At 54.1% G+C, this 18,528-nt stretch carries 22 protein-coding genes; 8 read left to right on the top strand and 14 right to left on the bottom strand.

Going from position 1 to position 18,528, the window contains the following annotated elements; translation table 11 throughout:
* Positions 1-61: 61 nt before the first annotated feature.
* The 4 genes from nagB to leuC all read right to left on the bottom strand — a co-directional run bounded on the left by nagB (position 62) and on the right by leuC (position 3,071).
* On the bottom strand, positions 62-793 hold the full coding sequence (gene nagB, locus L991_RS14245; protein WP_028450700.1) for a glucosamine-6-phosphate deaminase: 732 nt from the start codon (positions 791-793) through the stop codon (positions 62-64).
* A 113-nt stretch (positions 794-906) separates the two neighbouring features.
* Entirely contained in the window at positions 907-1,542 is a 636-nt protein-coding gene (leuD, locus tag L991_RS14240) for a 3-isopropylmalate dehydratase small subunit (protein WP_028450701.1), read from the bottom strand.
* Positions 1,539-1,655: an entericidin A/B family lipoprotein gene (locus tag L991_RS17095; protein WP_156129093.1), complete on the bottom strand. Its 117-nt coding sequence runs from the start codon at positions 1,653-1,655 to the stop codon at positions 1,539-1,541. Before L991_RS17095 ends, leuD begins: the two co-directional genes overlap by 4 nt.
* A 9-nt stretch (positions 1,656-1,664) precedes the next feature.
* Entirely contained in the window at positions 1,665-3,071 is a 1,407-nt protein-coding gene (leuC, locus tag L991_RS14235; RefSeq protein ID WP_028450702.1) for a 3-isopropylmalate dehydratase large subunit, read from the bottom strand.
* Positions 3,072-3,225: 154 nt separating this feature from the next.
* Here leuC and L991_RS14230 point away from each other — a divergent pair, with 154 nt between their 5' ends.
* From L991_RS14230 to L991_RS14220, 3 genes are all read left to right on the top strand, one after another.
* Positions 3,226-3,678, top strand: coding sequence for a ribonuclease domain-containing protein (locus tag L991_RS14230; RefSeq protein ID WP_052190913.1), 453 nt, complete (start codon positions 3,226-3,228; stop codon positions 3,676-3,678).
* Entirely contained in the window at positions 3,657-3,935 is a 279-nt protein-coding gene (locus L991_RS14225; RefSeq protein WP_047396690.1) for a barstar family protein, read from the top strand. The genes L991_RS14230 and L991_RS14225 overlap by 22 nt, the downstream gene beginning before the upstream one ends.
* A 311-nt stretch (positions 3,936-4,246) precedes the next feature.
* Positions 4,247-4,528, top strand: a complete 282-nt coding sequence (locus L991_RS14220; RefSeq protein ID WP_034619846.1) for a DNA-binding transcriptional regulator — start codon at positions 4,247-4,249, stop codon at positions 4,526-4,528.
* 11 nt (positions 4,529-4,539) lie between these two features.
* Here the strand turns inward: L991_RS14220 and L991_RS14215 are convergent, their stop codons facing one another.
* Together L991_RS14215 and L991_RS14210 are read right to left on the bottom strand one after the other, a co-directional pair.
* On the bottom strand, positions 4,540-5,397 hold the full coding sequence (locus L991_RS14215) for a radical SAM protein (protein WP_047396688.1): 858 nt from the start codon (positions 5,395-5,397) through the stop codon (positions 4,540-4,542).
* Positions 5,398-5,408: 11 nt separating this feature from the next.
* Positions 5,409-5,864, bottom strand: a complete 456-nt coding sequence (locus L991_RS14210; protein ID WP_047396686.1) for a universal stress protein — start codon at positions 5,862-5,864, stop codon at positions 5,409-5,411.
* Between the two features lie 69 nt (positions 5,865-5,933).
* On the opposite strand from L991_RS14210, the gene L991_RS14205 reads away from it, so the two are divergent.
* The 4 genes from L991_RS14205 (at position 5,934) to L991_RS14190 (ending at position 9,239) form a co-directional block, all read left to right on the top strand.
* Positions 5,934-6,449 carry a thioesterase family protein gene (locus L991_RS14205; RefSeq protein ID WP_231550567.1) on the top strand — a complete coding sequence of 172 codons (516 nt, stop codon included), beginning with the start codon at positions 5,934-5,936 and terminating at the stop codon, positions 6,447-6,449.
* Complete coding sequence (locus L991_RS14200) at positions 6,446-6,859, top strand: TerB family tellurite resistance protein (RefSeq protein WP_028450709.1); 414 nt, start codon at positions 6,446-6,448, stop codon at positions 6,857-6,859. Before L991_RS14205 ends, L991_RS14200 begins: the two co-directional genes overlap by 4 nt.
* A 62-nt stretch (positions 6,860-6,921) precedes the next feature.
* Positions 6,922-8,715 carry a methyl-accepting chemotaxis protein gene (locus tag L991_RS14195; RefSeq protein WP_047396682.1) on the top strand — a complete coding sequence of 598 codons (1,794 nt, stop codon included), beginning with the start codon at positions 6,922-6,924 and terminating at the stop codon, positions 8,713-8,715.
* Positions 8,712-9,239 carry a DNA-deoxyinosine glycosylase gene (locus L991_RS14190; protein ID WP_231550566.1) on the top strand — a complete coding sequence of 176 codons (528 nt, stop codon included), beginning with the start codon at positions 8,712-8,714 and terminating at the stop codon, positions 9,237-9,239. Before L991_RS14195 ends, L991_RS14190 begins: the two co-directional genes overlap by 4 nt.
* A gap of 3 nt (positions 9,240-9,242) precedes the next feature.
* On the opposite strand, the gene L991_RS14185 is transcribed toward L991_RS14190, so the two are convergent.
* Positions 9,243-10,928, bottom strand: a complete 1,686-nt coding sequence (locus tag L991_RS14185; RefSeq protein WP_047396680.1) for an AarF/ABC1/UbiB kinase family protein — start codon at positions 10,926-10,928, stop codon at positions 9,243-9,245.
* 82 nt (positions 10,929-11,010) lie between these two features.
* Between L991_RS14185 and L991_RS17535 the strand changes: the two genes are divergently transcribed.
* Entirely contained in the window at positions 11,011-11,931 is a 921-nt protein-coding gene (locus tag L991_RS17535; protein ID WP_052190912.1) for a C40 family peptidase, read from the top strand.
* A gap of 165 nt (positions 11,932-12,096) precedes the next feature.
* On the opposite strand, the gene L991_RS14175 is transcribed toward L991_RS17535, so the two are convergent.
* The 7 genes from L991_RS14175 to hfq form a co-directional block, all read right to left on the bottom strand.
* A complete protein-coding gene (locus tag L991_RS14175; RefSeq protein WP_028450712.1) occupies positions 12,097-13,392 on the bottom strand; it encodes an adenylosuccinate synthase in 1,296 nt (431 codons plus the stop codon).
* A gap of 124 nt (positions 13,393-13,516) precedes the next feature.
* Entirely contained in the window at positions 13,517-14,659 is a 1,143-nt protein-coding gene (locus L991_RS14170) for an ATP phosphoribosyltransferase regulatory subunit (protein WP_047396678.1), read from the bottom strand.
* A gap of 83 nt (positions 14,660-14,742) precedes the next feature.
* Positions 14,743-14,928 (bottom strand): DUF2065 domain-containing protein, encoded by a 186-nt coding sequence (locus L991_RS14165; RefSeq protein WP_028450714.1) that lies wholly within the window; start codon positions 14,926-14,928, stop codon positions 14,743-14,745.
* The gene (gene hflC / locus L991_RS14160) at positions 14,925-15,803 is read right to left on the bottom strand and encodes a protease modulator HflC (protein ID WP_047396676.1); all 879 of its coding nucleotides are present in this window, start codon (positions 15,801-15,803) and stop codon (positions 14,925-14,927) included. Before hflC ends, L991_RS14165 begins: the two co-directional genes overlap by 4 nt.
* A 9-nt stretch (positions 15,804-15,812) precedes the next feature.
* Positions 15,813-17,012 (bottom strand): FtsH protease activity modulator HflK, encoded by a 1,200-nt coding sequence (hflK, locus tag L991_RS14155; RefSeq protein WP_047396673.1) that lies wholly within the window; start codon positions 17,010-17,012, stop codon positions 15,813-15,815.
* Entirely contained in the window at positions 17,013-18,116 is a 1,104-nt protein-coding gene (gene hflX, locus L991_RS14150; protein WP_028450717.1) for a GTPase HflX, read from the bottom strand.
* A 124-nt stretch (positions 18,117-18,240) separates the two neighbouring features.
* A complete protein-coding gene (gene hfq / locus L991_RS14145) occupies positions 18,241-18,492 on the bottom strand; it encodes an RNA chaperone Hfq (RefSeq protein ID WP_028450718.1) in 252 nt (83 codons plus the stop codon).
* Positions 18,493-18,528 lie beyond the last annotated feature (36 nt).

The following is an 18,528-nucleotide window of genomic DNA, read 5'->3' as shown; positions in this document are numbered from 1 at the left end:
TTACTGCCGCCGACGTGAAAAAGAGGGGCAAGCCCCTCTTTGCTCACTGGGCTAGGCCAGCTTAGAACGATACTTTGTAATCAACGTCGCAATCAGTCATCACAATCACGCGTGGGTGCGTTTGCAGCAATGAAGCTGGCACTTGCGTGGTGATCGGGCCATTCAGGGTTGCATCCAGGATGGCGGCTTTTTCAGCGCCTTTTACCACCAGCAAAATCGCTTTGGCTTGCATGATCGAACCCATACCCATGGTCACGGCGTGAGTGGGTACATCATCAATGCTATCGAAGAAGCGTTTGTTGGCTTCGCGGGTTTCTTCTTTCAGCGTTACTTTGTAAGTACCGCGTGACAATTGGGTATCTGGCTCGTTAAAACCGATGTGACCGTTGTGGCCAATACCCAGCAATTGCAGATCAACCGGGCCTTGCTCGAACATCATGCGGTCGTAATCACGGCACTCTACATCCACATCGGCGGCATTGCCGTTCGGTACGTGGGTGTTTTCCGCTTTGATGTCGATGTGATCGAACAGATTGCGCTGCATGAAATTGCGATAGCTTTCTGGGTGAGTCACTGGCAGACCCACGTATTCATCCAGATTGAACGTTTTAGCTTGAGCAAAGCTCACCAGACCTGCCTGGTAGGTTTTCACGATTTCTTTGTACAGGCCGACTGGGGTACCACCGGTGGCCATGCCCAGCACTGCATTAGGCTTGGCACGAACCATGGAAATGATCAGGTCAGCAGCAGCACGATCAAGATCGCTCGAATTTTTAAATTTATGCAGGATCATGGGTTTACTTTCCAAGTGTGTATTTGACCGTGAAACTATACGATAAAACCCGGTCATATTTATTGATCAAGTCTAAAAATTAAGCCCCAAATTTGTGTCGGGGCTCAATTACATTAGGCAAACAGCCACGGCTGCTCGGCTTTACGCCGCGCTTCAAAAGCCGCGATTTCATCCCGGTGCGCCAAAGTCAGGCCGATTTCATCCAGACCATTAAGCAAACAGTGTTTGCGATGCTCGGTGATTTCAAAACTGAATTGCTCGCCGCTTGGGGTGGTGATGGTTTGCGCTGGCAAATCAATCTTTAAGCGATAACCTTCGCTGGCCGCTTCACGGAACAACTGATCAACCACGGCCGCAGGCTGCACAATCGGCAGCAGACCATTTTTGAAACAGTTATTAAAGAAAATATCGGCAAAGCTTGGCGCAATCAGCGCGCGAAAGCCGAAATCTTCAATTGCCCATGGCGCGTGCTCACGTGAGCTACCACAGCCAAAGTTATCGCGCGCCAACAAGACTTGCGCGCCTTGATTGCGCGGCAGATTGAGCTCGAAATCCGGATTGAGCGGACGCTGGCTGTTATCCATCCCCGGCTCACCGTGATCCAGATAGCGCCATTCATCAAACAGATTCGGGCCAAAGCCTGAACGTTTGATCGATTTCAAAAATTGCTTAGGGATAATGGCATCGGTGTCGACGTTGGCACGATCCATCGCGCACACCAGCCCATCCAGTTGAGTAAACGGTTTCATTTCGCTGCCTTTTCGATGGCTTCGCCACCTTTTTTAATGTCTTTGCCGATTCCGGAAATGGTGTTACACGCGGTCAGACTCAGCAGTAACACACCGAACAAAATGACACGCATGCGCACTCCTTAGGCAAAAGTTCGTACATCAACAAAATGGCCGGCAATCGCGGCGGCGGCGGCCATTTCTGGGCTTACCAGATGCGTACGCCCGCCCTGACCTTGCCGCCCTTCAAAGTTGCGGTTTGAAGTCGAAGCGCAACGCTCACCCGGCGACAAACGATCGGCATTCATGGCCAGACACATCGAACAGCCCGGCTCACGCCATTCAAACCCGGCTTCGATAAAGATCTGATGCAGGCCTTCAGCTTCGGCTTGGGCTTTTACCAAGCCCGAGCCTGGTACGATCAATACTTGCTTGACCGAAGCTGCCTTTTTCTTGCCTTTGACGACACTCGCAGCTGCCCGCAAATCTTCGATCCGGCTATTGGTACAGGAGCCGATAAAGACTTTATCAATGGCGATTTGCGCCAGCGGGGTATCCGCGGTCAAACCCATATATTGCAAGGCGCGCTCATAGCTGCCTTTTTTCACCGGATCGCTCTCTGCGGCTGGATTTGGCACTTTGCCGGAAATGCCCAGCACTTGCTCGGGCGAGGTACCCCAAGTGACTTGCGGCTCGATTTCTTCCGCACGCAGCGTAACGACGGTATCAAACTCAGCACCTTCATCAGACACCAGCGTGCGCCAGTAGGCGACTGCAGCATCCCATTGCTCTGCGTTTGGCGAGAATGGGCGGCCTTGCAGGTAATCGATGGTTTTATCATCCACAGCGACCATGCCCGCACGCGCGCCGCCTTCGATGGCCATATTGCACAGGGTCATCCGCCCTTCCATGCTCAAGCTGCGAATGGCATCGCCACCAAATTCAATCGCATAACCGGTACCGCCAGCGGTACCGATTTTGCCGATAATCGCCAGCGCCACGTCCTTGGCCGTTACACCAAAGCCCAGTTGGCCATCTACGCGGACCAGCATGGATTTCGATTTTTTGGCAACCAATGTTTGCGTAGCCAGTACGTGCTCAACTTCAGAAGTACCGATACCGTGCGCCAGCGCCGCAAAAGCACCATGAGTTGAGGTATGGCTATCACCACACACCACGGTCATACCCGGCAACGTAGCGCCGTTTTCCGGGCCGACTACATGCACGATACCTTGGCGCTGATCTTTGAATGGGAAATACGCCAGCGCGCCGAATTCTTTGATATTGGCATCCAGCGTTTCCACCTGCAGGCGCGAAATCGGGTCTTGAATGCCTTTGTCCCACTCATTGGTGGGGGTGTTGTGGTCGGCCGTGGCCACCACCGAGGTTTTACGCCATGGTTGGCGACCAGCCAGTTTCAGCCCTTCAAAGGCTTGCGGGCTCGTCACTTCATGCACCAGATGACGGTCGATATAGATCAGGCAAGTGCCATCCGCTTCTTCGCGGACCACGTGCGATTGCCAAAGTTTGTCGTACAGGGTTTTTGCCATAGCAGGGATCGCCAATCGGGACAATCGGGAAACCCCTGATAGTAGCGGAATCCCTGTATTGCGACAACCAAGCCGCACCATCTCAGGGCTTCATCCCTCTGCGCCAGCGAGCAAATCAGCGCATAATGACCCCACCCCAATCCCGAGCCAACCTATGTCGCGCTTATTGACTCTTCTGACCATCGCCGGCCTTAGCCTAAGCACCTGGGCTAGCGCCGCCACACCAAGCTGCAGCCAATTGGCGCAACAATTTGCCCGCAGCCACCAGCTTAATGCACAAGAACTCAACGAAGTCTTCAATAGCCTCGCGCTGACGCAGAGCCTGCCGCCCAAATTTGTGAGCAAACGCGAGGCTCAGGCGGCCGGCTGGCAGCCGGGCCGCAGCCTGTGGGATGTTCTACCTGGCAAATCGATTGGCGGCGATCGCTTCGGCAACCGCGAGCAACGCCTACCAAGCGGTCGCTACCAAGAGGCCGATCTGGATTACCGCGGCCAAAAGCGCAATGCCAAACGCTTGGTTTACCAAGGCAACGGCCCGCGCTTTATTACCATTGATCATTACCAAACCTTTACCGAGGTGCCCGCATGCCAAGCCACACCACGCTAACCCTCTGCCAAGTACATTCGCTGGCGGAGCTCTATCAACAGATTGGCGCGCAAATCCCGGCCGACGAGGCCTTTGGCCACAATCTGGATGGCTTATACGACTTGCTCGCCAACAATCTTGCCGGCCCGGTGCAGCTCAATTGGCCGGATTTTACCCAAGCGCGCCAGCACCTCAGCCCACACGAACTGTCAGCCATAGAAAATCTACTGCACGAGATTAGCAGCGAAAGGCCTGATTTCAGCTTGCAGCTCAAATAATACCCCCTCCCCGTATCGCCCCACAAAGATGTATTAGCCTACCCCTCAGGCTAATACATCACCCCAAACGCAATGACAAAGTCATATGCACAAAAACGTCACCCAGCGCAATAGGGATTTGACGCAATATGCCAAACAAATTAGCATTCGCTGATTAGCCCTTGATTTAGTTCCATTTTAAGTTCGGCAATATTCAACACTGGGCAGTTGCAAAAGTGCCGTGCCTCACAGAGTCAAAATTCTTAAGATGACATCAACATTTATCAATGCGGCATAGAGGAATCGTTGGCCTCATCATTAAGGAGAACACCATGACAACCACCCTGAATCCCAAACAGATCCGTAAACAACTTGGCATGAATCAACAGGACTTCTGGAGTCAGATCGGCGTGACGCAAAGTGGGGGCTCACGCTATGAAAGCGGCCGCGCCATGCCCAAGCCCGTGCGTGAACTACTGCGCGTCGTCCATGTAGAAGGGATTGATCTGGCCGCCCTGCGCAAAGAAGAAATTCAGGCGCTGAATTATCTGCGCGAGCAACAGCCAAACCTGCTGCAAGATCTGATTCGCAAATCCGCCCAGGTCGGCGAATAAGCCGCAGCAAATCAAGCGCTGAGTTTCACCGGTAAACCCAGCGCCTCAATACGCGTCGAAAGGTCTTGCATCCAGTCTGCCGGCGCAGCACTTAAGCGCGGCGCTGCCGGCTGTAGCGAAGGCCGCGCCAGCCCGTACAACAGCACGCCGGCCAGCGGCACCCCGGCCGCCAGCTGTCGCTGCAAAAACGCCAAGTAGGCTGCCAGCTCGGCTTCGCTTGGCAGCTGACCATCCAGCGCAAACATACAGGTCTGTATCCAGGTCGGGCACAGGGCAGCGGCTGCGCGTAGGCGCCGCTCAACCTGACTGGCGCGCAAATTAATCTGGTTTACAAAGGCAAAACCATCTTCGGGCGCCCGATCAAGCTTAAACCAGACCTCCCCCTGCAATTGCGCCATGCGCGCGACCCCAGCCTGCACCGGCGCCTTATCCAGCTGACTGCCGTTGGAAATCAGTACGGTCTTAATATCCAGCGCAAATTGCGCCCGTACTTTGGCCACCAGCTCCATCACCGACAAAAACTCAGCCGCGGTGGTGGGCTCGCCATTGCCCGAGAATGCAATGTCATTCAGTCGCCGCGCCCCAGCCGGCACCGCCGACTGCATGAAATCGCCATGCACGACCTCATGCAACAATGCAGTCAGCTCGGCTTCTAGCATGCCCAGATCAATCGCCGGCGCTGGTCCCCGCTGCAGATCGGGCACCTGACAATACACACAGGCCCAATTACAGGCATTATTGGGGTTGAGATTAATACCAATTGAAACCCCACCCGCCCGCCGCGAGACCACCGGATACACATAGCGCATTCCGGCTATATCACGGCGGTGGTCAGTGACCGACAAAGGGGCTTTGATTTCAATCGACATGCAGAACTCGTTTAAACAGCGTTTTGCGGCGCGCGCACCAGCAGCACCGGCTTGGTGGTATAGCGCATCACACCTTCGGCCACACTACCCAGCAATAAATGCGTGAGGCCACCATAACCGTGCGTGCCCATCACCAGCAAATCAGCCTGCCATTGTACCGCATCCTCCACAATGGCCTTGGCAATTTGGCCACCCCAGATTTCCAGCAGCGCAGTTTCCACCTCAAGCCCCTGCGCCCGTACTTGTGCAGCCCGTTCAAGCAGTAAATGCTCGCCACTTTCTTTGAGCGAAGACTGCAATTGCGGCACATCCAGAAATTCATTGGCGCTCCAGGCAAATTGAGCCAGATCGATCACATGAATCAGGCGCAAAGTGGCATGCTGCTCACTGGCGAGGCGGCAAGCCTCGGTCAGCGCCGCATCACTGGTTTCGCTATGATCGATCGGGACAAAAATTCGGGTATACATGATTGGTCTCCCCAGCAAGAAATCTCCTGTACTTTCAGTCTAGCAGCCCAATGATGCAACAGATGGGAAATGCCGGTATTGCCAGCCGTTTTCGCCTGCGCATACACTGCAACACCAGATACTTTAGAAAGTACTTATTTTTCCCCGATGGCGCGATTTGAACTAAGCTTACCCACATGCGATTTGTTTTTCACCGAGCTGACAATTCGTATTCGCGACATCAATTACGGTGGGCATCTGAGCAACGACGCGCTACTGGCTTTATTGCACGAAGCAAGACTGCAATGGCTCAAGCAATTGGGTTATGCCGATGAGCTGGATGTAGGTGGCAAGGGCTTAATCATGACCGATGTCGCCATTTGTTTTCGCCAGGAAGTATTTCACGGGCAATCGTTGCAGATTGCCCTAGGTTGCGCCGAAGTTGGGCGCGCCAGCTTTGATCTTTATTACGATGTAACCCAAGAAGGCCGCCCGATTGCCCAGGCTAGAACCGGCATGGCTGCCTTTGATTATCAGCGCAGAAAAATAAGCAGTTTACCAACGCCACTGCGCACGGCACTGGAACCACGAGGGATAACACCATGAAAAAATACGCAATCAATAGCCCAGAAGCGATGGCCCGCATTCTGGTATTGCAAATGATCTGTGACGGCAATTTCGATCCGGAAGAAATCGATGAGCTGGAACATCTGCATGTGTATGACGTACTGGGCATTTCACGCAAAGGCTTTATTCAGGTGCTGCAGGATTACTGTAACGACATCGGCGATGAAGCCGATGAAAACGGCACCGTGCATCTGGTTGATAAAGAGCGCATTGATGAGCTGCTCGACACCGTCACCGAGCCGAAAAAACGCCTACAACTGGCGGCGCTATCACTTGATTTAGCCAAATCAGACGAAGAAATCAACGATGCCGAGCTGGCGGTATTTAGCCGCATGCTGAAAAAATGGCATCTTTCTCTGGATGACTTGCAACTGGCCTTTGATCACTAAAGCCCTTGCATTGGTAGCAACACGCCTTACAAATAAAAATATAAAAACAGGAATCCACTCTCATGGCCTGGATTGCGGACTTTCATCGGGCGTTCGAGAAGAATTTCATCCCGACACTGGCACGAAAATTTGCCTTCATTGCCCTGCTGGGCTGTTTTCCCTTGTTGATTCTAATCCTGCTGTACAGCGCGCGCAGCGAACTCGCTACCGCGCTGGCCGCCTTACCCGCGGCCCAGCAGCAAAGCGTACTGCAGGTCGTGGATTCGCTGATTACTTATGGCTGGCTCGCACTGATTGGTGCGACTCTCTTGTGCGTGATCGAGATTACGTATTTTCATTTCTGGATTACCAAACCGGTGCGTCTGATCGAGGCCGTATTTGCCGACGCGGCCAATCATGATGGCGATCTCTCGCAGAATATTCCATCGCCCTACACCGACGAAATCAGCCAGCTAGCCAACACCTGCAATCGTTTTTTGGGCAAACAGCGCGAAATCATCGCCACTGTCCAGAATATGACCATCAGCATGGCACTGGAAGCTGCCAAATCACAAAAACACATCCGTGATTCGGCGCTGGCCACCGAGCAGCAAGACAAACTAGCCCAGCGCATTGTTGAAGCCAGCGCCAGCACCACCGCCGGCATTAGCCACGTCACCGAACAAACCGGCGAAATCGCCCAAACCACGGCCACTAATTTAGAGCTGGCGCACGCCTCATTTTCAGAATTACAAGACGTAGTGCAGCGCATTAGCGCGATTAACAGCAAGATCGGCAATTTTAACCAAACCGTAGATGGCCTGAATAAGCGCTCGGCCAGCATCAAGACCATTGTCGACCTAATCAAGGAAATCGCCGGTCAAACCAATTTACTGGCGCTGAATGCCGCAATCGAAGCCGCACGCGCTGGCGAGCAAGGGCGTGGCTTTGCGGTGGTGGCCGATGAAGTACGCAAACTGGCCGAAAAAGTAGGCGTGGCTACTGATGAGATTTCGCACGACATCGACAATATGCTGGCTCAGGTTTCCGAAACTCTGGAAGAAACCCACCTGATTACTGCCGACGCCAATCGTACCCGTGAAGTCGTGGAAAAAGCCTCAGCCCAATTTGCCAGTATGGTGCACGACTTTGAAAACACCTCGCAGGCCCTGGGCGGGATTGCCGCCACTTTAGAGGAATTCAGCACGGCTAATCACTTGGTCAATACCAATGTCAGCGAAATCCACCAGCTCACCTTGATGGTGAACGAAAAAATGCAGCACTCGGCGGCGTCTTCACAAGATGTGGCCAAAGCCTCGGAAAACGTACAAAGCATGGTGGGCCGCTTTGTGATTGGGCAAGGCGCGCTCGATAGTGCCATCCGCTTGTGCCTGCGCTACCGCGACCGCGTGGCCGAGAAAATTACCGCTTTGCAACAGCGCGGAATTGATGTTTTTGATCAGCGCTATCAGCCCGTGGCCGACACCAAGCCCCCGAAATACACCACGAGCTACAGCCAGTATTTCGTGAATGAAATTCAGCCGATTTATGATGATTTAGTTCGTACAGCTACGGGTGGTAAGTTTGCCTTAGCCGTCGATAACCGCGGTTATGGCCCCACCCACAATAGCTGGTATTCCAAACCACTCAGTGGTGATCCGGCCCAAGATCTGGTTAACAGCCGCGATCGCCGCATTTTCAACGACCCGGCGGGCCTGCGCGCCGCGCAAAATACCGAACGCTTCTTGTTGCAAACCTATGTGCGCGACACCGGCGAAACCATGACCGAGCTGGATGTACCCATCTTTATTGGTGGACGGCATTGGGGAAATTTACGCCTCGGCTTTGATGGCGCAGCGCTCCTACAGCAATCGTGAGCAGTAAAAGCAGTTTTGCGCCGATCTGGCAGGTCGATGCCCGTATTATGATCTTGGGCAGCCTGCCGGGCGATGCTTCGCTGGCGGCAGGTGAATACTACGCCCACCCACGCAATGCCTTCTGGCCGATCATGAGCGCCCTTTTGGGCCAGCCCTTGCACGAACACCCCTTCCCGGCCCGTTACGCCGCCCTAAAAGCCGCCGGGATTGCACTGTGGGATGTGGTTGCACAAGCACAGCGCCGCGGCAGCCTCGATAGCGCATTGCGTGAAATTAACCCCAACCCCCTGGCCGAATTGATCGCCCAGCTGCCGCAGTTGCAACTGGTGGTATTTAACGGGCAAGCCGCAGCCAAGCACGGGCAACGATACATCCCGATGTATCTCGCTAGCAGCGTTGCGCCATCAAGCAGCCCAGCCTATACCCTGCCACTAGCAGCAAAACTAGCGCAGTGGCAGGCCCTGATTGCGCCGCTCATGAATCATGCAACACCCGCACCAAAGGGGCGCAGCAGTGAGTGCTAAAGCCTAGCTTTCACTCTTGCTGGAAATCCAGATCGCAAACATCAGCCAGATGGCATTGATGAGTGCCAGCACAAAGCCCAGAAAACCCAACAGCGGCATACCGAAAATCGTCGGCCCCACTTTGATGGTCATGGCGATGGACGAGCCAATAATCAGCGCGCCGGTCACAATGCCCATGGTGAGCCGGTTGGCACTTTTGGCCAGCTGACTACCAAAGTTATCCAGCCGTTTTAAATCCAGATCGATGCGCAGATTACCCCGCCGCGCCTGTTTGATCAGCTTGCCAATATCGCGCGGCAGGCCCGAGACAATTGAAAACGCTTCAAATAGATTATCTTTGCCCCGCTTAAACAGCGTTTTCGGGTTGTAGCGCGCCATAATCACTTCGCGCACGAACGGCGTGAGATGCGGCACCATCTGAAATTGCGGATCGAGCTGGCGGCCCAAGCCTTCCAGCGTGATCAGCGCCTTAAACAGCAGCGTGAGATCTGATGGGAGCGTAATCTCATGCTCGCGCATAATCATCGCCACATCATTCAAGAGATGGCCAAACTGAATGTCTTTAAGCGAAAGGTTTTCGTAGTTGAACATAAAGTCGGCAATATCGGCCGCCAGCTTGTCTTCATCCACCACCGTGTCGCCGGTCCATTCCAGCAGCACATTCAAAATGCCATGCTCATCGCGCTGGGCGAGCGCAGCCAATAGATCAACAATGTGATCGCGGCGTGGGTGCGGTAGTCGCCCTACCATGCCAAAATCCAGAAAGGCGATCCGGCTATCGGGCAGATATTTCACATTGCCGGGGTGTGGGTCGGCGTGAAAATAGCCATCGATCAATACCATTTTCAAGACCGCATCGGCCCCGCGCGCGGCCAATAATTTCCGATCCAGCCCGGCGGCATCGACACCGGCCAGATCATTGCCGGACACGCCGGCAATGTATTCCTGCACGATCAGTCGCTCGGAAGTCCATTCCCACCAGATTTTCGGGATCACGATTTCATCGTGGCCGGCAAAATTGGTGGTAAAACGCTCTAAATGCCGCGCCTCAATCGAGAGATTGAGCTCGCGATGCAGTGATTTGGCAAATTCATCCACCATTCGCACCGGCTGATAGCGGCGCAAATCCGGAAACTCAAACACCGCCAGCGAGGCGATATGCCGCAAAATCCGCAAATCGGCATCGATTTTGGCGGTGATATTGGGGCGGCGGATCTTAAGTACCACCTCGGTACCGTCGGCCAGGCGCGCACGATGCACCTGCGCAATCGAAGCCGAGCCGATCGGCTGCGGATCCAGCTCAATAAACAGGCTGTGTGGGTCTGCGCCCAGCGCGGCTTGCAGCTCGGGCAATAGCTCGGTAAACGGCAGGGGCGGCACATCACTTTGCAGCTTTTCAAACTCGGCAATCCACTCCGGCTCGAACATATCAACCCGCGTGGCTAGCACTTGCCCCAGTTTGATAAACGTTGGGCCAAGCTGCTCCAGCGCCTTGCGCACCCGCACGGCGGGGGCCAACTGCTCGATCTCATGATCGCCAGGCCAATGCAGCAAATCGCCAGCACGTTCAATGCCCTTTGCCAAGCCCAAACGCTGTACCAAATTACCCAAGCCATGCCGCATCAAAATCGCGATAATCTCGCGCACACGCGGTAAATCACGCATCACCGTGAACGTTTCTTTCAACATCGAGTCAGTCCCAAAGGGCAGCAGGCCGAAATTTGAATTTTAGGCTTTACAGCCGTTTTCCACACCCGTAAAGTTCTTGCCCATGAAATGGATCATCATTCTCGCTACAGTCTGTGCAGCCGCTAGCCCATGGGCGCTAGCCGACCAAGACATGCCACTGGGCGACAGCACGCCACCGGTACTTAAAAACGCCGAATCCCTCAATCTGGACGATGCCGAACCTGGCAGCCCGGCCAACCCCAAACCTCGCAAAGCCAAATCCACCAGTAATGTCATGCCCAAAGGCACGGATTACACCCCCGCACAGGATTTGCTACTGTCCGCCATGAGCCTGATCGGGGTGAAATACACCTGGGGCGGCAATTCGCCCGAGTCTGGCCTTGATTGCTCGGGATTTATCAAATACGTCTTTCAAAACTCAATGAACATCACCCTGCCCCGCACAGCGCTAGGCATGTCGCAAACCGGGCAAACCATCGATAAAGATGAGCTTAAACCGGGCGACCTGGTGTTCTTTAATACGCTGGGGCGTACGTTCTCCCATGTGGGGATTTATCTGGGCGACAATCGCTTTATTCATGCCCCGCGCAAAGGCCGCAATATCGAAGTGGCCAATATGAATCTGAGCTACTGGCAAACCCGCTTTAATGGCGCGCGCCGCATTGCCGATGGCGGCGGCAAAGGCCTGAATGTAAACGCCCTCTTTGCGGCGGCCCCCAACAGCGCCAGCAGCAAAGCGGCCACCAATGCCACTAGCAGCTCCGCCCGCAACGACGAAGCCCGCAGCAGCCAGCAGCGCTGCACCAAAATCACCACCGGCAAAGGCAAAAAACGCAAAACGGTGATGCAATGTTCGCCGCGCAGCAGTGCCGAACAGCCTAGCAATACACGCAAAGGCAAAGCCAGCGCCAGCCGCAATAAGGGCAACACCAAAGCGGTGAGCAAAGTCAATAAAACCAGCAGCAAGAAAGCGGCCACGAAAACCGCCAAGAAGAAAAAATAAGGGTATAGCCTGCTAAGCCATGTAGTTATTTGCTTGGCGGGCAATACCCCGACTAGCAAGCCAACGCTTTAAGTTTGATTGCTGCTTTTTTGCTTAATCCACTCGCCGACGCACTAGGCAATAAAAAACCCGCCAATTGGCGGGTTTTTTATTAGCAAGGAGTGCTTAGCCGTTGTATGGGTGGCGCAGTACGATGGTTTCTTCGCGGTCTGGGCCGGTAGAAATGATATCGATAGGCGCTTCACAAACTTCAGCGATCCGTTGCAGGTATTTGCGGGCGTTTTCTGGCAGGTCTTCCCACTTTTTCACGCCAAAGGTGCTGTCATTCCAGCCTGGCATTTCTTCGTAGATTGGCTCGCACAGGGCAATATCATCTGCGCCAACAGGCAGAATGTCGGTCTCTACGCCGTTCACTTTGTAGCCCACGCACAGCTTGATGGTCTCGATACCGTCCATCACATCCAGCTTGGTGACACACAGACCTGATACACCGTTGATCTGGATTGAGCGTTTCAGCGCTGCGGCGTCAAACCAGCCGCAGCGGCGTGGACGCCCCGTCACCGAGCCAAACTCATTACCGCGTTTTGCCAGACCGGCACCAATATCGCAGAACAGTTCGGTTGGGAATGGGCCCGAACCTACGCGTGTGGTGTAAGCCTTCACAATACCCAGTACGTATTGCAGCATTTGTGGGGCAACGCCGGCGCCTGGTGCCGCTGCACCCGCCACACAGTTGCTTGAAGTCACAAATGGGTAAGTACCGTGGTCGATGTCCAGCAAGGTGCCTTGCGCACCTTCAAACAGCAGCGGTTTGCCGGCTTTGTTCAGATCGTACAGTGTGCGAGATACATCGGCCAGCATCGGCTTGATACGCTCAGCATAGGCCAGTGCATCGTCGTACACTTTCTGGAATTCAACCGGCTCAGCTTTGAAGTAATTTACCAGCTGGAAGTTATACCATTCGAGGTTTTCCAGCAGCTTGGCCGAGAAACGCTCTGGGTGATACAAATCTTGCAGACGGATTGAGCGACGCGCCACTTTGTCTTCGTAGGCTGGGCCAATACCACGACCGGTGGTACCGATTTTCTTGTCGCCTTTGGCGGCTTCGCGGGCCTGATCCAGCGCGATGTGGTATGGCAGAATCAGCGGACATGCTTCAGAAATGCGCAGGCGGCTAGCCACGTCGATACCGGCCGCGTTCAACTCGTCGATTTCTTTGAGCAGCGCTTCTGGTGAAATCACCACGCCGTTACCGATAAAGCAAGCTTTACCTGCGTGCAAAATGCCCGATGGAATCAGACGCAGAACAGTTTTTTTGCCGCCAACGACCAGGGTGTGGCCGGCGTTGTGACCGCCTTGAAAGCGAACCACGCCTTGAGCGTGATCGGTCAGCCAGTCAACAATCTTGCCCTTACCCTCGTCACCCCACTGGGTACCGATAACGACTACATTTCTGCTCATTCCCAAACCTCGATGCATAAAACACAAAATAATTTGGCAACATTACAGCGGTAACGTTGCGACGGAACTTTAACGTCAAAACGCTGTTTGAGCCAGCGTTTTTTTTGTAAAAACGGCTTATTTTTTACAGGCTTAGCACTTGCCAAACACCCTCTTTTTGCTGCAGGGTGCGGTCGACATCGACCTCGGTGCTCAGTACGCCCAAGTCAACAATCACGATCTCACCAGCTTCCCGCAGCTGGCGAATCTTCGCCAGCAAAGCCGGGTCTTCCCCTTGTGGGGCCAAGATCCCGGGGCGACGCGCCGGGAATGGCAGACGGGTTAAACCACGCAAATCGATACTAAAACCGGTCGCAGGGCGCGAACGGCCAAATTTCTCGCCCACGCTGTCATAGCGGCCACCCCGCGCCACGGCATTGGTAAAGCCTTTGGCGTAGGCATTAAACACCAACCCAGTGTGATAGTAGCTACCAGGCAATTCGGCCAGATCAAAGCGCACTGCCAAACCGCGTGCAGCCAGTGCTGCATAAAGCTGCTGCAACGTCGCCAAAGCCACCTGAATGGCCGGCAGTGCTGGCAACTGAGCAGCAGCTTGAGTCAGCGCACTGCTATCGCCATAACAATTGGGCAGCGCCAGCAGGCCGGCGCGTAAATCAGCCGGCAGATTCGCCGCCAACTCGGTCAGTGTGGGTTGGTCTTTTTGTTGCAGAGCATTAAAAGCCGCCTGACGAATTTCGCCTTGCCAACCGGCCGCATCGGCTAGCGCGTTAAAGAGGCCAATGTGGCCCACTTCCAGCGTGAGATCGCTCACCCCTGCTTCTTGCAGGCTCGCAAACATCAGTTCGATCACTTCCACATCGGCGGCGATATCGGCACAGCCATACAATTCAGCACCGATCTGGCGCGGCTGACGGGTAGAGAGCAGTCCATCCGGGCGTGTACACACGACCGAGCCGGCATAGCACAGGCGCGCCACGCCTTCGCGATTGAGGATATGCGAGTCGATCCGCGCTACCTGCGGGGTGATGTCAGCGCGCAAACCCATTTGCCGCCCACTAAGCTCATCCACCAGCTTGAAGGTCTTCAGATCCAGCGCGGCATCGTGCTGGGTGAGCAACGATTCCACATATTCCACCAGCGGCGGCTCAACCTGCTCATAGCCGTACAGCGCAAACTGATCGAGCAGGCGACGACGCATGCTTTCGATCTGGCGCGCTTCGCTGGGCAGGACATCGGAGATATATTCGGGAAGGATCCAATTACGCATTGTCTATACAAACCAAATGCCCACCCGGGGTATACCCCGGTGTGGGCGTCATTTAGATGATTGACGGCAATACCCCCGAGGGGTTATTTGGCCGCCAGCGAAATCAACAAACCTGCAATCAGCGAACAGAAACCGATCAGGCGTATCTGTCCGTCAGTAAGCTCAGCCATCCGGCGCAAGGTAGCACGCCAAACATGCGGCAGGGTAAAGGGCATAATGCCTTCAAACACCAGCATCAGCCCCAAGCCAAGCCAGAGCGTTTCACTCATTTGGCGCCGCCGGCGCGCGGATTCTTCATGTATTTGAAGAAGTCGGCACTTGGGTCAACCACCAGCACATCGCTCTTCTTGGCAAAACTTTGCTTGTAAGCGTCAAGGCTCTTATAGAAGGCGTAAAACTCTGGGTTTTTGCCATACGCTTCGGCATAAATACCGGCGGCTTTGGCATCGCCCTCACCCTTCATTTGCTGCGCCTCATTATACGCTGCCGCCAAAATCACTTCGCGCTGTTTATCCGCATCGGCTTTGATTTTCTCGGCTGCGGCGCTACCTTCGGCGCGCAATTGGCTGGCCACCGCTTTACGCTCGGACTGCATGCGCTCGTACACGGAATTCAGCGTGCTGTCTTCCAGCTCAACGCGTTTGATGCGTACATCCAGTACCCGCACCCCGATGCGCGCGGCATCGGCATCCGCAACTTTGCGCACGTAATCCATCACTTCATCACGCTGACCCGAGATCACGTCTTGAACCGTGCGCTTACCGAACTCATCACGCAGCATGTTGTTCACGGTATTGCGCAGACGATCAACGCCTTTCCGCTGATCCACCCCGACCGCCTTGTAGTATTTCTCGACGTCCACGATCTGGTATTTGATAAAGCTATCGGCTTTCACGTTCATCTTTTCGATGGTTTGAATCCGTGCTGGGCTCTCTTCATCGATGGTCTGGATCCGTTTATCAAAGTAGCGCACATCTTGCAGCAACGGCACTTTGAAATGGAAACCCGGATCTTTAATCACCCGCACCGCCTCCGAGAACTGGAAGACGATCGCATATTGGCGCTGATCTACAGTAAAAAACGTCGTTGAGAAAATGAACAACGCGACAAATAAAGCTCCGATTACCGGCATAATTTTGTTCATGATCACTCCTTAGCGGCCGTCACGGTCGCCGCGCTGCTTGGCAGGGGCGGTTTCTGCGGCGGGAACGGGGGCGACAGGGTCAGCCGCTTTCGCCGCTGGCGCTGCTTCGCCACCATTGCTGTTTGCATTCATCTGCATCAGCTTATCCAGCGGCAGATACAAGAGATTGCCGCTACCTTTTTGATCCACCAGTACTTTGGTGGTGTTCTGGTACATGGTCTGCATGGCATCGAGATACATCCGATCGCGCGTCACTTGCGGTGCTTTGGCATATTCGGCGGCAATCTGGCGGAAGCGTGAGGCATCACCTTCGGCGCGGGATACCACTTGCTCGCGATAACCCAGCGCCTCTTCTTTCAAGCGCGCTGCCATACCGCTGGCTTTAGGCACCACATCGTTGGCATAGGCCGTACCTTCATTGATCAAGCGCGCCCGATCTTGCCGTGCTTTCACCGCATCGCTAAAGGCCGCCTGAACTTGCTCAGGTGGCTGTACATCAGAAATATTCACCCGCGAAATCGAAATACCGGTGCCATATTTGGTCAGCAGATCTTGGATGATTTCTTTGGTGTCTTCACCAATCTTGCCGCGGCCTTCATTGAGCACATAGTCGACTTTATTTTTACCGACCACTTCGCGAATCGCTGTTTCAGCCGCCTGCTTCACCACATCACGGCCATCGCCATCTTTGAAGCGGTTGTTAAACAGAAAATCGCGGGCAGAATTGAGGTTGTATTGCACCTCCAGCTGCACTTCAATGATGTTCTGGTCACCGGTGAGCATGGTGCTTTCATCATTGCCGGCCCCTTCGGCACGAACACCGACCTCCAAGCTGCGCAGCTCAGTCACATTCACAATCTGGCGCTGCTCAATTGGATACGGCATATGCCATTTCAAACCGGCGCTTTCAACGGTTTGGACATATTTACCAAAACGGGTGATGACCGCGTTTTCCCGCTCATCTACCACATACACACCCGAACCCAGCCACAGCGCCAGCAAGGCGCCACCCACCAAGATCAAGCCGGCTGAGCCACCTTTGCTAGGCTGGCTGCCGTAAGGGGCTTGACCATTGGCATTACCGTTACCTTTGCCACCCAGCAGGCGATTTACCTTATCGCTCAAGGAGCGCAGGATTTCTTCCACCCCAGGTGGCCCGCCATTATTTCCAGGACGGCCACCACCCCATTGCGGATCATTTTGACTCATTTATTCTTCCTTTTCTGACTGGCTCATGGCTTCAATCAAGGCAGTACGCAGCAAATCAAGCCCCTGCCCTTGCATGGCGCTTAATTTGACCGATTGAATTTTATCATACTCATCCCGCCCCAATTCAGGCGGCAGTGCTTTCAGGTCAATCTTGTTGAAGACCATGATTTGTGGAATATGTTCCGCACCGATTTCGGCCAGCACTTTATTCACTTCGCTAATTTGTAATTCACGCATCGGGTGATTGATATCCACCACGTGCAGCAGCAAATCCGCATTGATGGTTTCTTCCAGCGTGGCGCGAAATGCCGCCACGAGCGTATGCGGCAATTGGCGAATAAACCCGACCGTATCCGACAAAACCACTGAATGTTCATTATCCAAAAAGAGTTTGCGGCTAGTGGTATCCAGCGTAGCAAATAACTGATCGGCCGCATAAATTTTGGCTTTGGTCAGCGCATTAAATAAAGTGGATTTTCCAGCATTGGTATACCCGACAATCGAAACCGTAAATTGCCGATTGCGCTCGCGTGATTTGCGTTGAGTCGCCCGCTGTTTTTGCACGGTAGCTAATTGATCTTTCAAGCGTTTTACGCGCACCCCGATCAAACGGCGGTCAGTTTCCAACTGAGTTTCACCCGGCCCGCGCAAACCGACACCGCCCTTTTGCCGCTCCAAGTGAGTCCAGCCACGGATCAAACGGGTTTGGATATGCGCCAACTGCGCCAGCTCAACCTGGAGCTTACCCTCGGCGGTACGCGCACGCTGGGCAAAAATATCCAGAATCAAGGTCGTGCGATCAAGCACCCGTGCCTGCACCTTTTTTTCCAGATTCCGCTCTTGGGCTGGCGAGAGCTGATGATTAAAGATCACCAGCGAGGCCTGATACTGCGCCACGGCAAGGGCAATTTCATCTGCCTTGCCTGAGCCCGCAAAATAGGCCGGATCAGGCCGCTGGCGTTTACCTTCGATAATATGCAGCGGCGTCACGCCCGCTGATTTGACCAATTCTACAAATTCATCGACACCATCTCGGTAATCTGCTTCGCCAAAATCCAAGCAGACCAAAATGGCTTCATCGCCGCCTTGGTGGCGTTCAAACATGCAAACCTCTGTTTTTCTTTACCCGCTAGGCTTTGAGCATGGGGCCAATTACATAAATTACAAGCAGAAAAAACCCCGAAAGAACGAATCTTTCGGGGCTGGACACGCAGCAAACTGCCCGCAATTAGTTTTCAGTTGCAGCAGCGGCTGGGTTGTCATGCGGCACAGTCACTGAACGCGATGGCACCACAGTTGAAATGGCGTGCTTGTACACCATCTGGGTCACGGTATTGCGCAGCAATACCACATACTGGTCAAACGATTCGATCTGCCCTTGCAGTTTGATGCCGTTCACCAGGTAGATTGAGACAGGTACGTGTTCTTTGCGCAAGATGTTCAGAAATGGATCTTGCAGCATTTGCCCCTTAGCACTCATTGTTATTCTCCGGCTTGTTATTTAGTTATCCGTGTA

The organism is Chitinibacter sp. ZOR0017 (genome assembly GCF_000799095.1).
GTDB lineage: Bacteria > Pseudomonadota > Gammaproteobacteria > Burkholderiales > Chitinibacteraceae > Chitinibacter > Chitinibacter tainanensis.
Note: the sequence above shows the minus strand (reverse complement) of the source record. Positions and strands in the feature narration are given on the sequence as shown.